Genomic DNA, 14650 nt, shown 5'->3' with positions numbered 1-14650 from the left:
GCGGGGGTGCTCACGCCTCGCAGGCTAGTGCGACGGTCCGCAGCGTCGTCGTGGGTGCCCGCCTGGTGTCCGGACGTCGTCAGTCGGAGACGACGGCGCCCTTCGGCACGACGGTGATGCCCGACTCGGTGATCGTGAATCCGCGCGCGAGGTCGTGCTCGCGGTCGAGCCCGATCCGCGCGCGCTCCGGGACGATGACGTTCTTGTCGATGATCGCGCGGTGCACCTGCGCGTAGCGGTGCACGTGCACGTCGTCCATGAGCACGGAGTCCGTGACCTGCGCCCAGGAGTGCAGCCGCACGCCGGGCGAGATGACGGACCCGGAGACGGTCGCACCGGAGACGAGCACGCCCGGGGACACGATCGAGTCGGCCGCGTGGCCGAGGCGACCGGCGCCCGCGTGCACGAACTTGGCCGGCGGGAGGCCCGTGTAGCCGGTGTAGAGCGGCCACTCGTCGTTGTAGAGGTTGAACACCGGCTCGATCGAGATGAGGTCGGTGTTGGCCTCGTAGAACGCGTCGATCGTCCCGACGTCGCGCCAGTAGTCGCGGTCGCGCGGCGTCGAGCCGGGCACGTCGTTGCGGATGAAGTCGTAGACCGCGGCGGTGCCGCGCGCGACGAACGCCGGGACGATGTCGCCGCCCATGTCGTGCCGCGACGTCGGGTTCTCGGCGTCCTCGGTGACCGCGCGGACGAGCGCGTCGGTGTTCGCGACGTAGTTGCCCATCGACGCGAGGATCTCGAGCGGCGAGTCGGGCAGGCCGACGGGGTCGGTCGGCTTCTCGCGGAACGCCGCGATCTTCGTCGGGTCGCTCGGGTGCGTCTCGATGACGCCGAACTGGTCGGCCTCGTGGATCGGCTGCCGGATCGCCGCGACGGTCAGCTCGGCACCGGACTCCCGGTGCGCGTCGACCATCTGCGAGAAGTCCATCCGGTACACGTGGTCGGCGCCGACCACGACGACGATGTCGGGGCGCTCGTCCTCGATGATGTTGAGGCACTGGTAGATCGCGTCCGCGGACCCCAGGTACCAGTGCTTGCCGACGCGCTGCTGCGCGGGCACCGCGGCCACGTAGTTCCCCAGGAGCGGCGACATGCGCCACGTCTTCGACACGTGCCGGTCGAGGCTGTGCGACTTGTACTGGGTGAGCACGATGACGTGCAGGTAGCGCGAGTTGATGACGTTCGACAGCGCGAAGTCGACGAGCCGGTAGATGCCCCCGAACGGGACGGCGGGCTTCGCGCGGTGCGCCGTGAGCGGCATGAGTCGTTTGCCCTCTCCACCTGCGAGGACGATTGCGAGAACACGCGGCGCTGCCATGCGACGACCCTAGGCCCACGGGGCGTCCTCCGGCGAGGCGAGCGGCCCGTCTCGCGCTAGCGTGTCGCGGAGAGAGCCGGTCGCCGACCGGACCCGACAGTGGAGGTCCTGGTGCGTGTCGACCTGCTGACCCGCGAGTACCCGCCGCACGTCTACGGCGGTGCCGGGGTCCACGTCGCGGGGCTCACCCGCGTCCTGCGCGACAAGGTCGACGTGCGCGTGCACGCCTTCGACGGACCGCGCGACGAGCCGGGCGTCGAGGGGTACACCGTCCCCGCCGGGCTGGCGTCCGCGAACGCGGCGCTGCAGACGCTCGGCGTCGACCTCGAGATGGTCGACGCGGTCGGCCGGGTCGGCGACGACGGCGTCGTGAGCTCGCTCGTGCACTCCCACACCTGGTACGCGAATCTCGCCGGGCACCTCGCGTCGCTCCTGCACGGCGTCCCGCACGTCCTCACCGCGCACAGCCTCGAGCCGCTGCGCCCGTGGAAGGCCGAGCAGCTCGGCGGCGGGTACGCGATCTCCTCGTGGGCCGAGCGCACCGCGTACGAGGCGGCGGCCGCCGTCATCGCCGTGTCGGGCGGCATGCGCGAGGACATCCTGCGGTCGTACCCGGCGGTCGACCCGTCGCGCGTGCACGTCGTGCACAACGGCATCGACCTCGACGGCTGGCGCCGCCCGACCGGCGACGACGCCGAGCGAGCCGAGGCCACCGTGCGGGCGCTCGGCATCGACCCGACGCGGCCGGCCGTCGTGTTCGTCGGGCGCATCACGCGCCAGAAGGGCCTGCCGTACTTCCTGCGCGCCGCCGAGCGCCTGCCCGCGGACGTGCAGCTCGTGCTCTGCGCGGGCGCGCCCGACACCCCCCAGATCGCCGCCGAGGTCGAGGGCCTCGTCGCGCAGCTGCGCGAGAAGCGCTCGGGCGTCGTGTGGATCGACCGCATGCTGCCGCGCGCCGACGTCGTCGCGATCCTCGCGCACGGCACGGTGTTCGTCTGCCCGTCGGTCTACGAGCCGCTCGGCATCGTCAACCTCGAGGCCATGGCCGTCGGCCTGCCCGTCGTCGGCACCGCCACGGGCGGCATCCCCGAGGTCATCGTCGACGGCGTCACGGGCACGCTCGTCCCGATCGACCAGGTGCAGGACGGCACCGGCACACCCGTCGATCCCGACCGGTTCGTCGGCGACCTCGCGGACGCGCTGACCGCGCTCGTCCAGGACCCCGACCGCGCCGCCGACTGGGGTCGCGCCGCACGCACGCGCGTCGAGGACCACTTCTCGTGGGAGGCGATCGGCGAGCGCACGCTCACCGTCTACCGCGACGTCCTGGGCTGAGCCGGGTCAGGGTCCGATCGACGTCGCCGCGGCCGCCATCGCGCGGCGGGCGACGCGGTCGACCTCGCGCAGCGCCGTCGAGCGCTGGTCGGCCTGCCACAGGTTGACCGCGCCGCCGTCGTCCTGCGTCGCGAGCGCGACGATGCCGCGCAGCCGGGCCGCCGACGCGAGCACCCGGACCCGGCGGCCGTCGATGCCGTCGGGCAGCCGCCACGCCGGCAGGTCGAGGTCGCGCAGCCCGGCGATCTGCTCGGCCGCGTCGGGCCGCCACCGGGCCACGTCGAGCCGCACGAGCGCCTCGGTCGCGTCGATGAGCCCCTGCCGCAGCGCGCGCTCGGCGTCGGACAGCGAGCCCGCCGCACCGAGCACCGCGGTGCGCCAGTCGGCGACGCCGTGCACGTCCCAGGTGACCAGGTGACCCGGCTCGAGGTCGGACCCGAACCGCTCGACGCCCGGCACCGCCGCGACGCACGCGAGCTCGCTGCGGACGAGGAGCGCCTCACCCGCCGTGGTCGCGGCGGCGCTCACGGCCGGGGGAGCGCCCGACGCGTCGCCCGGCGCGGGCACGAGGGCGGCGACGTCGCGCTGCCCGGGACCGCACACGTCGAGCAGCAGCGACAGGGGACCGTCGACGTGCTCCGACCCGTCGACGGTCGCGCGGACCGTGTGCGGCTCGTCGTCGACCTGCACCGCGCGGGCCATCGCGGCGCGGTCCACCCCGTCCTGCGCGAGCCACAGCGCGAGGACCACGGAGCGGGGCAGGTCGAGCGTCGTCACGCCTCCACCGTAGGGCCGGTCCGGGTCCGTCCCGCGCACGTGACCGAGGCCACGCCGGGCGACCCGCCGGTGCGTGCCGAGGACGTTCGTCCCGTTGGTTAGGGTCGTCACCATGACCGACGTGCTCGACCTGCAGGCCGTGACGATCCGCCGGGGGACGACGACGATCCTCGACGACGTGTCGTGGACGGTCCGGGAGGGCGAGCGCTGGGTCGTGCTCGGCCGCAACGGCGCCGGCAAGACGACGATGCTCCAGGTCGCGTCGGGCCGCATGCACCCGTCCCAGGGCACCGCCGACGTGCTCGGGTCGCGGCTCGGCCGGGTCGACGTGTTCGAGCTGCGACCGCGCGTGGGCCTGTCCAGCGCGGCGCTCGCCGACCGCATCCCGTCGGGCGAGACCGTGCGCGACGTCGTGCTGACCGCCGCGTACGGCGTGACGGGCCGCTGGCGCGAGTCGTACGAGGAGCTCGACGAGCAGCGTGCCGCGGACCTGCTGCGCGCGTTCGGCGTCGAGCGACTGGCCGACCGGTTCTTCGGCACGCTGAGCGAGGGGGAGCGCAAGCGCGTGCAGATCGCGCGGTCGCTCATGACGGACCCGGAGCTGCTGCTGCTCGACGAGCCCGCGGCCGGCCTGGACCTGGGCGGCCGCGAGGAGCTCGTCGCGGCGCTGTCCGAGCTGGCCGCGGACCCGCGCTCGCCCGTCCTCGTGCTGGTCACGCACCACGTCGAGGAGATCCCGCCGGGCTTCACGCACCTCCTGCTGCTGCGCGACGGGCGCGTGCACGCGGCGGGCCCGCTCGACGAGGTGCTGACGGCCGAGAACCTGTCCGGCGCGTTCGGCCTCGACCTCGAGGTGGACCACGTCGGGGGCCGGTGGGCGGCGCGCGCGGCGCGCTGACGTCGCCGCTCGTCCGGGCGACCGGGCGGGCGTCTGCCCCACGCCAGGGCAAAGTGATCGTCTAGGATCGGTGTACAGCGCGGTCATTCGACGACCGCGCCGGGACCGGGAGGTTCGGCCGTGCCGGACTGGCTGTGGTGGCTCAGCGGGGCGCTCGCGCTCGGCATCCTCGAGATGCTCACCCTCGACCTCGTCTTCATCATGCTCGCGGGTGGTGCCCTCGGCGGGGCGCTCTCCGCGGGCCTCGGCGCACCGGTGCCCGTCCAGATCGTCGTCGCCTGCGCGACCGCGGCGCTCCTGCTGCTCGCGCTGCGCCCCTGGCTGCTGCGCCACCTGCGCGGCCGGATGCCGCTCGTCGAGACCAACACCGCGGCGCTCGTCGGCCGCGAGGCCGTCGTCATGTCGACCGTCACGGTCGAGGGCGGCCGCGTGAAGCTCGCGGGCGAGGTGTGGAGCGCGCGCGCCGACGCCGGCACCGCGATCGCCCCCGGCACCCCCGTCCGCGTCGCCCGCATCGACGGTGCGACGGCCGTCGTCGCCCCGGCCGGGACGGGGCAGCCGCCCGTGCCCGGCGTCGCTCCCGCGCACTGACCACCGCCCTGCCGCCCGGAGACTCCGGGCACCACCCGAGGAGGACCTCTTGGACGACACGTCGAACGTGGGCACGATCGCCTTCTACCTGGTCGCGGGGCTCGTCCTGCTGTTCCTCGTCGTCGCGCTCGTCCGCTCGGTGCGGATCGTGCCGCAGACCGTCGCGATCATCGTCGAGCGCCTCGGCCGCTACTCGCGCACGCTCGACGCGGGCCTGCACCTGCTGATCCCGTTCGTCGACCGGGTCCGCGCGGGCGTGGACCTGCGCGAGCAGGTCGTGTCGTTCCCGCCGCAGCCGGTGATCACCTCGGACAACCTCGTGGTGAGCATCGACACGGTCATCTACTTCCAGGTCACGGACCCGAAGTCGGCCGTCTACGAGATCGCGAACTACATCACCGGCATCGAGCAGCTCACCGTCACGACGCTCCGCAACGTCATCGGGTCGATGGACCTCGAGCAGACGCTCACGAGCCGCGACCAGATCAACGGCCAGCTGCGCGGCGTCCTCGACGAGGCGACGGGCCGCTGGGGCATCCGCGTCAACCGCGTCGAGCTCAAGGCCATCGACCCGCCCGCCTCGGTGCAGGGCTCGATGGAGCAGCAGATGCGCGCCGAGCGTGACCGTCGTGCCGCGATCCTCACCGCCGAGGGCGTCAAGCAGTCGCAGATCCTCACGGCCGAGGGCGAGAAGCAGGCTGCGATCCTCCGCGCCGAGGGTGCCGCGCAGGCCGCGATCCTCACCGCCGAGGGTGAGGCGCGCGCGATCCTCCAGGTGTTCGACGCGGTCCACCGCGGCGACGCCGATCCCAAGCTGCTCGCCTACCAGTACCTGCAGATCCTGCCGAAGATCGCGCAGAGCCCGTCGAGCAAGATGTGGTTCCTGCCGTCGGAGCTCACGGGCGCCCTCGGCCAGCTGGCACGCGGGTTCAGCGGTGCCGGCGACACGGGCGGCCCGGCGCGGCCTGCGGGCGAGTCCCCGCTCGGCGAGGACCTGCCGCCCGTCGCGCTGACGGACCCGGCCGAGGCCCTCGCGGAGGCGCGGCGCGAGTCGGCCGCCGCGACCGCGGACGCCACGAGCGCGGGCACGCTCAGCGGTCGTCCGTTCGACCCGACGGTCGAGCTCGGTCAGCGCCCGGGCGGCGGTGCGGTGCCGCCGCCGCTGCAGAAGCCGGCCACGCCGCCCGCCCCGGAGGAGCCGACCGCCTGACGACCGGGCAGCCCCTGGTCGGACGACCCGCGCGGGACGACCGCATCTCCCGAAGAGCCCCGTGGCTGTCGCCGCGGGGCTCTTCGCCTGCGGCGAACGCGGGCACGACACGGGCCCTTTGCCGTTGTCCGGGGCAAGCCGGGAGTTCTAGCGTCGCCAGAGCGGACGACGGTGCACGAGAGCCCGACCTCCGCCCGACCAGGGAGAAGGTCCCGTGCTCGTCACGCTCCTGCGCCACCACCTGAGGCCGTACCGCTCCGCCGTCGTCGCGGTCGTCGTCCTGCAGCTGGTCCAGACGCTCGCCACGCTCTACCTGCCCAGCCTCAACGCCCGCATCATCGACGACGGCGTCGCCACGGGCGACACGACGCAGATCCTCCGGCTCGGCGGCGTCATGCTCGCCGTCAGCCTGGTCCAGGTGGTGTGCGCCGTCGCCGCCGTCTACTTCGGCGCCAAGGCCGCGATGGCGTTCGGTCGCGACGTGCGCGGCCGGCTGTTCGGCCACGTGCAGACGTTCTCCGCGCAGGAGATCGGCCACTTCGGCGCCCCCACGCTCATCACCCGGACCACGAACGACGTGCAGCAGGTCCAGATGGTCGTGCTGTTCACGTTCACGCTCATGATCGTCGCGCCGATCATGCTGGTCGGCGGCGTCGTCATGGCGCTGCAGGAGGACGTCGGGCTGTCCGGGATCCTGCTGTTCGCCGTCCCGGTGCTCGCGGCCGTCATCGCGGCGATCGTCGTGCGGATGGTGCCGTACTTCCGGTCCATGCAGAAGCGCATCGACGCGATCAACCGGGTGCTGCGCGAGCAGATCACGGGCATCCGCGTCGTGCGGGCGTTCGTGCGGGAGGAGCGCGAGTCGCAGCGGTTCGCCGCCGCGAACACGGACCTGTTCGACACGTCGCTGCGCGTCGGCCGGCTCATGGCGCTCATGTTCCCGGCCGTCATGCTCGTGCTCAACGTCACGAGCGTCGGGGTCCTGTGGTTCGGCGGGCAGCGCGTCGACGCGGGGGAGATGCAGATCGGGGCGCTCACCGCGTTCCTGTCCTACATCGCCTACATCCTGGTCGCGGTCATGATGTCGACGATGATGTTCGTGATGTTCCCGCGGGCCGTGGTGTCCGCGGAGCGCATCGGCGAGGTGCTGTCGACGACGACGAGCGTCGAGCCGCCGGCGAAGCCCGTCGGGCTCCCGGTCGGGCCGACGTCGCGACCCGGGCTGGTCGAGCTGCGCGGCGTGGAGTTCCGGTACCCGGGCGCGGAGCAGGCGGTCCTGCACGGTGTCGACCTGGTCGCGGAGCCCGGCCGGACGACCGCGATCATCGGCTCGACCGGCTCCGGCAAGACGACGCTGCTCAACCTCGTCCCGCGCCTGTTCGACGCGACCGGCGGTGCCGTCCTGCTCGACGGCGTCGACGTGCGCGACCTGGACCCGGACGTGCTGTGGACGCAGATCGGGCTCGTCCCGCAGAAGCCGTACCTCTTCTCGGGGACGGTGCGCAGCAACCTCGAGTTCGGGCGGCCCGGCGCGACGGACGACGAGCTGTGGCACGCGCTCGAGGTCGCGCAGGCGCGCGGGTTCGTCGAGGAGCTCGCCGACGGGCTCGACGCCCCGATCAGTCAGGGCGGCACGAACGTGTCGGGTGGTCAGCGACAACGGCTCGCCATCGCGCGCGCGCTCGTCCGACGTCCGCACGTGTACCTGTTCGACGACTCGTTCTCGGCCCTCGACTACGCGACCGACGCGGCCCTGCGCGCCGCGCTGGTCCCCGAGACGCGCGACGCGACCGTCCTCGTCGTCGCGCAGCGGGTCGCGACCATCCGGCACGCCGACCGCATCGTCGTGCTCGAGGAGGGCGCCGTCGTCGGCGTCGGCACCCACCACGAGCTGCTGGAGACGTCGGAGACCTACCGCGAGATCGTCTACTCGCAGGTGAGCGCGGAGGAGGCGGCGTGAGCGAGCAGGAGCGTCCCGCCCCCACCGCCGACCCGGCGGTGCCCACGGCCCGTCCCGGGCAGGCCGTCGCCGTGCCCCGCCGGCCGCCGCGCGGCGGTCCGGGCCCGATGGGCGGCATGGGCATGCCCGGCGAGAAGTCGATGGACTTCCGCGGCTCCGGCCGGCGGTTCCTCACCGAGCTGCGCCCCGAGCGCGTGCCGCTCGTCGCGGTGATCGTGCTCGGTGTCGCGTCCGTCGTGCTCGCCGTCATCGGACCCAAGCTGCTGGGCAACGCGACCAACCTCATCTTCGACGGCTGGATCGGCGGCCAGCTGCCCGCAGGCCTCACCAAGCAGCAGGCCATCGACGGCCTGCGCGCCGAGGGGCAGACGCAGTTCGCCGACATGCTTCAGGGCACCGACGTCGTGCCCGGGCAGGGCGTCGACTTCACGCAGCTGCGCAACCTGCTGCTCGTCGTCGTGGTCATCTACGTCGGGTCGTTCCTGTTCGGCTGGCTGCAGGGCCGCATCACCGCGGGCGTCGTGCAGCGGACCGTCTACCGGCTGCGCGAGCGCGTCGAGAAGAAGCTGTCCCGGCTGCCCCTGTCGTACGTCGACGGCCAGCCGCGCGGCGAGCTGCTCAGCCGCGTCACCAACGACATCGACAACGTCGCGCAGTCCTTGCAGCAGACGCTGTCGCAGCTCATCACGTCCGTGCTCACGGTCGTCGGCGTGCTCGTCATGATGTTCTGGATCTCGCCGCTGCTCGCGGTCGTCGCGCTCGTCACCGTCCCGGCGTCGGTCATGGTCGCGGGGGCGATCGCGAAGCGGTCCCGGCCGCAGTTCATCGACCAGTGGGCGTGGACCGGCAAGCTCAACGCGCACATCGAGGAGATGTTCACCGGGCACGCGCTCGTGACCGTCTTCGGCCGCCAGCACGAGGCCGCGCAGACGTTCGACGAGCGCAACGAGGCGCTGTACCAGGCGTCGTTCAAGGCGCAGTACATCTCCGGGATCATCCAGCCCGCCCTGGGCTTCCTCGCGAACCTCAACTACCTCGTCGTCGCGGTCGTCGGCGGGCTGCGCGTCGCGTCGGGAGCCATGAGCATCGGCGACGTGCAGGCGTTCATCCAGTACAGCCGCCAGTTCACGCAGCCGATCACGCAGATCGCGTCCATGGCGAACCTGCTGCAGTCGGGCGTCGCGTCGGCCGAGCGCGTCTTCCAGCTGCTCGACGCGCCCGAGCAGACGCCCGACCCCGAGCCGGCCACGACGCTCGACCGGCCCGTCCGCGGGCGCGTCACGTTCGAGCACGTCGCGTTCCGCTACGACCCCGACACGCCCCTCATCGACGACCTGTCGATCGTCGCCGAGCCCGGCGCGACCGTCGCGATCGTCGGGCCCACGGGCGCGGGCAAGACGACGCTCGTCAACCTGCTCATGCGGTTCTACGACGCCGACTCCGGGCGGATCACGCTCGACGGCGTCGACACGCGCGACCTGACGCGCGACGAGCTGCGCTCGCAGATGGGCATGGTGCTGCAGGACACGTGGCTGTTCGGCGGCACGCTCGCGGAGAACATCGCGTACGGCGTCGACTCCGCGACGCACGAGGAGATCGTCGCCGCCGCGCAGGCCACGCACGTCGACCGGTTCGTGCGGACGCTGCCCGACGGGTACGACACGAAGGTCGACGACGAGGGCGCCAACGTGTCCGCAGGGGAGAAGCAGCTGCTGACCATCGCGCGCGCGTTCCTGGCGGACCCGGCGATCCTCATCCTCGACGAGGCGACGTCGTCGGTGGACACGCGCACCGAGGTGCTCGTCCAGCAGGCGATGAACGCGCTGCGCGCTGGTCGGACGTCCTTCGTGATCGCGCACCGCCTGTCGACCATCCGCGACGCCGACACCATCCTCGTGATGGAGCACGGGTCGATCGTCGAGCAGGGGTCGCACGACGAGCTGCTCGCCGCCGACGGCGCGTACGCGCGGCTGTACGCGAGCCAGTTCGCGGCCGCGGTGACGGCCGACGAGTGAGCGCGGGTGCGGCGCCCGAGGCTCGGGGCGCCGCACCTGGACACCCGTTCCGGTGGCGCTCCGCGGACGCGCGTGCCGACGATGGACCGATGACGGACCAGACCACCCCCCAGGACCCCCGCTCGCAGCAGCCCGGTGAGGAGGCCCAGGACGCGGAGCAGATCCCGCACCCCGGCCTCACCGAGCAGATGGACCACCAGCCCGACCACGGCGAGACGTCGTACCAGGGCGCCGACCGGCTCGCGGGCAAGCGTGCGCTGATCACGGGCGCCGACTCCGGCATCGGCCGGGCGGTCGCGCTCGCGTTCGCCCGGGAGGGCGCCGACGTCGTGCTGTCCTACCTCCCCGAGGAGGAGGAGGACGCGAAGGAGACCGCGCGCCTCGTCGAGGAGGCCGGGCGACGCGCCGTGCACGCCCCCGGCGACATCCAGGACGAGCAGACGTGCGTCGAGCTCGTCGAGACGACCGTGCGCGAGCTCGGCGGGCTCGACGTCCTCGTCAACAACGCGGCCTACCAGATGGCGCAGGAGGACGGCCTGCTCGGCATCACCACCGAGCAGCTCGACCGCGTCTTCAAGACCAACCTGTACGCGCTGTTCTGGATCACCAAGGCCGCGGTGCCGCACATGCAGCCCGGGTCGTCGATCATCAACACGAGCTCGATCCAGGCGCAGCAGCCGAGCCCGCCGCTGCTCGACTACGCGACGAGCAAGGCCGGCATCCTCAACTTCACGCGCGGCCTCGCGCAGCAGCTCGGCGAGAAGGGCATCCGCGTCAACGCGGTCTGCCCGGGCCCGATCTGGACGCCGCTCATCCCCGCGACGATGGACCCCGAGAAGGTCGACTCGTTCGGCTCCGACACGCCGCTCGGCCGCGCCGGGCAGCCCGCCGAGCTCGCCCCGGCGTACGTGTTCCTGGCGTCGCAGGAGTCCAGCTACGTGAGCGGCGACTACATCGCGGTGACGGGCGGCAAGCCGCTCTGACCCGGGTCGCGCCGCGCCGCGACGGACCGCGCACGGCACGTCGGGACGCTCGTCGCTAGACCGGGTTCGACCACGCGTGGGTCGACCCGTCGTCCAGCACGAGGACGCCCGACGTGCCGTGCAGCTCGTGCACCCGGTCGACGGCCGTGACGCCCTGCGCGACGGCCGCGGTGGCGAAGACGTCGGCCCACAGGACCGACGGCCCGATCACGGTCGCCTGACGGACGCCCGTCGCCGCGACGCCCGTGCGCGGGTCGGCGATGTGCGAGCCGCGCGCCGCCGTCCCGGACGTCGCCACCGCACCCGTGCCGACCGGGACGGTCGCCAGGACGCGCGTGCGGTCCACGGGGTCCTCCACACCGACCAGCCACGTGCCGTCCGGGTCGACGCACCGTGCCGCCAGGTCGCCGCCCGCGTCCACCGCCACGTCGGACGCGATCGGCTCGAGGATCCGTGCGGCCCGCGCCACCGCCCACCCCTTGACGAGGCCCGTCGGGTCGAAGCCGTCGCGCCACCGCCACGCGTCGAACCATCCGAGCGTCCGCGCCAGCGCGGCCCGGCACAGCCGCTCCACCTCTTGCAGCTCGGGGGCCGCGTCGGCCAGCGCGAGCTCACCGCGCCGCAGCCGGGACAGCTCGGAGTCGTCGCGGAACGGGCTGAGCAGTGCGTCGATCCGGTCGACCTCCGCGAACGCCTGTGCGACGAGGCGTTCCGTCAGCTCGTCGTGCGCGGCCTCGCCCCGCACGTGCACGCTCCACGGCATGCCCATGTGGTGCTCGACCCAGGCCCGGCGCGGCGCGGCGGACGCGTCGACCGCGGTCACGAGAACGCCTGGTCGATCGCGTCCTGCAACGACTGGACGTAGCCGTCGCTCGTCACGGTCGCGCCCGAGACGAGGTCGATGCCCGCACTCTGAGCGCTCACGACCTCCTGGTCGAGCTGCGGGATCGCGTAGGCGTTGATCTGCCGGTCGCGGCCGTTCGCGTCCGGGTGGACGACCGCGTCGGCGGACGTGATCCGGCCGTCCTGCACGACGATCCGCACCTGCACCGGACCCCAGCGGGTCTGCACCGCGGCGCCCGTGAACGTGCCGGACACCCCGGTCGAGCCCCGCGCACCGTCGGTGGCGCCGCTCGACCCGCCGGCAGTGTCCGCGGACGGGTCGGGCGTGCCGTCCGACGTGCCAGCGTCGGAGTCGTCGGCGGAGGACGCACCGCCGGTGGACGAACCGCCTCCGCTCGCCTGCGCAGCGGCGGGGGAGTCGGCGGCCGCGTCGACGGACGCGTTCCGGCTGGTCGGGTAGGCGACGAGGGCGACGAGACCGGCCACGGTCCCGACGGCGAGGGCGACAAGACGTCTCATGGTGACCTACCAGTCGTAGCGCTCGAGGTGGACGGCGGAGTCGGGGACGCCGGCGGCTCGCACCGCCGCGACCACCGCGTCGGCCCACGGCGCCGGGCCGCAGACGACGACGTCGTGCTCGTCGAGGTCCGGGACGAGCCACCGGACGGCGTCGGGACCGGGGACGTGACCGAGGTCGCCGGGCAGCCAGGTCGTGCCGGTGGTGCTGCGTGGCCCCGTCAGGGGGACGTACCGCAGGCCGCGGTCGCGCACGAGCCACGCGACGTCCGCGGCCAGCGGCGTCTCCTCGACGGAGCTCGCGCGCAGGACGAGGGTGTCGGTGCCCGCCTGCCACGCGCTGTCGTGCAGGAGCGCCATGACGGGGGCGACGCCGGAGCCCGCGGCGAAGCCGGCGAGCCGTGGGCGCGTGCGCGCGCGCGGAGTCAGGCGTCCGTACGGCCCCTCGACGAGCACGCGCGTGCCGGGCCGCAGCCGGGCCAGGCGTTCCCCGTCGTCGCCGCGCGTCCCGACGGTGAGCCGCAGACCGGCCGACGTGGGCACGGCGGACAACGACAGGGGGTGCCCCCGGGTCCACCCGGGCCCGGTGAGGAAGCGCCACACGAAGAACTGCCCGGCGTCGACGCGGAGCTCCTCGAGCCGGCGCCCGCCGACGTGCACCGACACCAGCCCCGGAGCCTCCGGCACGACGTGGTCCACGCGCAGGCGGTGCCGCAGGGACGTCCGCAGCGGCACGCCGACGCGGAAGACGAGGACCGCGGTGACCGCGGCACCCCAGAGCGTCCACCAGAACACCGCGGCCCACGGGCGTCCGACGAAGTCCGTCCCCGTCCACAGCTGGTGGGGGACCGCGAGCCCGACGCCGAGGTAGGCGTACAGGTGGAGCAGGTGCCAGCTCTCGTACCGCACCCGGCGGCGCGCGGCGCGCAGCGACGACGTCACGACGGCCACCAGCAGCGCCGTGCCCGCGGCCGCGATCAGCATGCCGGGCAGCGTCGTCACGATGTCCCACGCCTCGCGCAGCACGCCCGTGCCGGCGGCGAGCGCATACGACACCACGAGCGTCGCCATGTGCACGAGCAGCAGGTGGAAGGACGTGAACCCCGTCCACCGGTGCCAGCGCGCGAGCCGGTCCTGGCCGAACGCCCGCTCGGCCCACGGGATGCGGGCCATGCCGAGCACCTGCAGCAGCAGGAGGTCGCTGGCGAGCAGCCCGGACAGGCGGCCCACCGAGCCGAGCACGTCGGCGGGCGACCCGGCGAGCGCGCCGACGCCGCCGCCCGTCGCCCACAGCCCGACGACCCACACGACGGTGGCCCACGTCAGCGCGGTGACCGCGTCGGGCCACCAGCGGGCGGTGCGCGGCGGACGCAGGCGCACGGGGAGCGGCGGGGGTGCCGCGGCCGGGGGCTGCTCGACTGTCGTGGTGCTCACGGGACTGACGCTCGTGCCCGTTCCTGGGAGAACCCCGTGAGCAGTGCGGGAGGCGGCCATGAATGGGCCGAGCGGGTGGCCGCGCGCCGCGGGGGACCTCCGGCCCGCGGGACGCGTCACCGGCGGGACGTAACCTGCCCGCATGACCCCCTCCCACCCGCGGCTCCGGCGCGACCGCTTCACCGTCGCGCTGTACGGCTGCTTCGTCGTGTGGGGGTGGCTGCTCTACTCGTTCAACCCGAGCGTGCCGCTGCTCGCCGACGACCTCGACCTCACCGGCGCGCAGGCCGGTCTGCACGGCACCGCGATGGCGGCGGGCGCGATCCTCACGGCGTTCCTCACGCCGCGCTCGGTGCGGGCCCGCGGGCGGCGCTGGACGCTGCTCGCGTCGTGCGCCGTCGTGGTCGTCGGCATCACGGTGCTGCTCACCGCGGGGTCGCTCGCGGTGAGCCTGCTCGGGATGTTCGTGCTCGCGATCGGTGGGAACCTCGCGATCAGCTCGGCCCAGCCGGGGCTCGCGCAGCACCACGGCCCCGCGGCGTCGGCGGCCGTCACCGAGGCCAACGGCGTCGGGTCGGGCGTGGGCCTGATCGGGCCTCTCGCCGTGGGGGCGTGCGTCGCCGCCGGGTTCGGCTGGCGGCCGGCCGTCGCGGCCACTGCGGCGCTCGCCGTCGTCACCGCGGTGCTCGTGTCACGGCAGCGGGTCGGCGGCGCGATGACGCCGGCGGAGCGGGCCGCGCTCGCGGACGGGACGCCCGTGCCGGACG

13 protein-coding genes are annotated in these 14650 nt (G+C 73.7%); 8 read left to right on the top strand and 5 right to left on the bottom strand.

Features of this window, described 5'->3' with window-relative positions:
• Nucleotides 1-79: 79 nt before the first annotated feature.
• A complete protein-coding gene (glgC, locus tag CTKZ_RS14455; RefSeq protein ID WP_124343600.1) occupies nucleotides 80-1321 on the bottom strand; it encodes a glucose-1-phosphate adenylyltransferase in 1242 nt (413 codons plus the stop codon).
• 111 nt (nucleotides 1322-1432) lie between these two features.
• Between glgC and glgA the strand changes: the two genes are divergently transcribed.
• Nucleotides 1433-2656, top strand: a complete 1224-nt coding sequence (gene glgA / locus CTKZ_RS14450; protein ID WP_124343599.1) for a glycogen synthase — start codon at nucleotides 1433-1435, stop codon at nucleotides 2654-2656.
• Between the two features lie 6 nt (nucleotides 2657-2662).
• Here glgA and CTKZ_RS14445 read toward each other — a convergent pair whose 3' ends face one another.
• Nucleotides 2663-3433: an Rv1486c family protein gene (locus CTKZ_RS14445; RefSeq protein WP_124343598.1), complete on the bottom strand. Its 771-nt coding sequence runs from the start codon at nucleotides 3431-3433 to the stop codon at nucleotides 2663-2665.
• Between the two features lie 112 nt (nucleotides 3434-3545).
• Here CTKZ_RS14445 and CTKZ_RS14440 point away from each other — a divergent pair, with 112 nt between their 5' ends.
• The 6 genes from CTKZ_RS14440 to CTKZ_RS14415 all read left to right on the top strand — a co-directional run bounded on the left by CTKZ_RS14440 (nucleotide 3546) and on the right by CTKZ_RS14415 (nucleotide 11090).
• The gene (locus tag CTKZ_RS14440) at nucleotides 3546-4331 is read left to right on the top strand and encodes an ABC transporter ATP-binding protein (RefSeq protein WP_124343597.1); all 786 of its coding nucleotides are present in this window, start codon (nucleotides 3546-3548) and stop codon (nucleotides 4329-4331) included.
• A 120-nt stretch (nucleotides 4332-4451) separates the two neighbouring features.
• Nucleotides 4452-4922, top strand: coding sequence for an NfeD family protein (locus CTKZ_RS14435; RefSeq protein WP_124343596.1), 471 nt, complete (start codon nucleotides 4452-4454; stop codon nucleotides 4920-4922).
• Nucleotides 4923-4971: 49 nt separating this feature from the next.
• Nucleotides 4972-6132, top strand: coding sequence for an SPFH domain-containing protein (locus CTKZ_RS14430; RefSeq protein WP_124343595.1), 1161 nt, complete (start codon nucleotides 4972-4974; stop codon nucleotides 6130-6132).
• A gap of 214 nt (nucleotides 6133-6346) precedes the next feature.
• Entirely contained in the window at nucleotides 6347-8092 is a 1746-nt protein-coding gene (locus CTKZ_RS14425; RefSeq protein WP_124343594.1) for an ABC transporter ATP-binding protein, read from the top strand.
• Complete coding sequence (locus tag CTKZ_RS14420) at nucleotides 8089-10107, top strand: ABC transporter ATP-binding protein (protein ID WP_124343593.1); 2019 nt, start codon at nucleotides 8089-8091, stop codon at nucleotides 10105-10107. Before CTKZ_RS14425 ends, CTKZ_RS14420 begins: the two co-directional genes overlap by 4 nt.
• 89 nt (nucleotides 10108-10196) lie before the next feature.
• A complete protein-coding gene (locus tag CTKZ_RS14415; RefSeq protein ID WP_124343592.1) occupies nucleotides 10197-11090 on the top strand; it encodes an SDR family oxidoreductase in 894 nt (297 codons plus the stop codon).
• A gap of 55 nt (nucleotides 11091-11145) precedes the next feature.
• Here the strand turns inward: CTKZ_RS14415 and CTKZ_RS14410 are convergent, their stop codons facing one another.
• From CTKZ_RS14410 to CTKZ_RS14400, 3 genes are read right to left on the bottom strand one after another with little or no spacing between them, the layout of a single operon-like run.
• Nucleotides 11146-11913, bottom strand: coding sequence for an FAD:protein FMN transferase (locus tag CTKZ_RS14410; RefSeq protein ID WP_235843494.1), 768 nt, complete (start codon nucleotides 11911-11913; stop codon nucleotides 11146-11148).
• The gene (locus CTKZ_RS14405) at nucleotides 11910-12452 is read right to left on the bottom strand and encodes an FMN-binding protein (protein ID WP_124343591.1); all 543 of its coding nucleotides are present in this window, start codon (nucleotides 12450-12452) and stop codon (nucleotides 11910-11912) included. Before CTKZ_RS14405 ends, CTKZ_RS14410 begins: the two co-directional genes overlap by 4 nt.
• A gap of 6 nt (nucleotides 12453-12458) precedes the next feature.
• A complete protein-coding gene (locus tag CTKZ_RS14400) occupies nucleotides 12459-13883 on the bottom strand; it encodes a ferredoxin reductase family protein (protein WP_235843493.1) in 1425 nt (474 codons plus the stop codon).
• Nucleotides 13884-14025: 142 nt separating this feature from the next.
• Between CTKZ_RS14400 and CTKZ_RS14395 the strand changes: the two genes are divergently transcribed.
• Nucleotides 14026-14650, top strand: a 625-nt coding sequence (locus CTKZ_RS14395; RefSeq protein ID WP_148090501.1) for an MFS transporter, incomplete at its 3' end; no start/stop codon positions are given.

This window comes from Cellulomonas algicola (genome assembly GCF_003851725.1).
Taxonomy (GTDB): domain Bacteria; phylum Actinomycetota; class Actinomycetes; order Actinomycetales; family Cellulomonadaceae; genus Cellulomonas; species Cellulomonas algicola.
Note: the sequence above shows the minus strand (reverse complement) of the source record. Positions and strands in the feature narration are given on the sequence as shown.

Coding starts and splice junctions, on each gene's coding strand:
- glgC (WP_124343600.1), bottom strand. CDS start 1,321: ATGGCAGCGCCGCGTGTTCTCGCAATCGTCCTCGCAGGTGGAGAGGGC.
- CTKZ_RS14440 (WP_124343597.1), top strand. CDS start 3,546: ATGACCGACGTGCTCGACCTGCAGGCCGTGACGATCCGCCGGGGGACG.
- CTKZ_RS14415 (WP_124343592.1), top strand. CDS start 10,197: ATGACGGACCAGACCACCCCCCAGGACCCCCGCTCGCAGCAGCCCGGT.
- CTKZ_RS14405 (WP_124343591.1), bottom strand. CDS start 12,452: ATGAGACGTCTTGTCGCCCTCGCCGTCGGGACCGTGGCCGGTCTCGTC.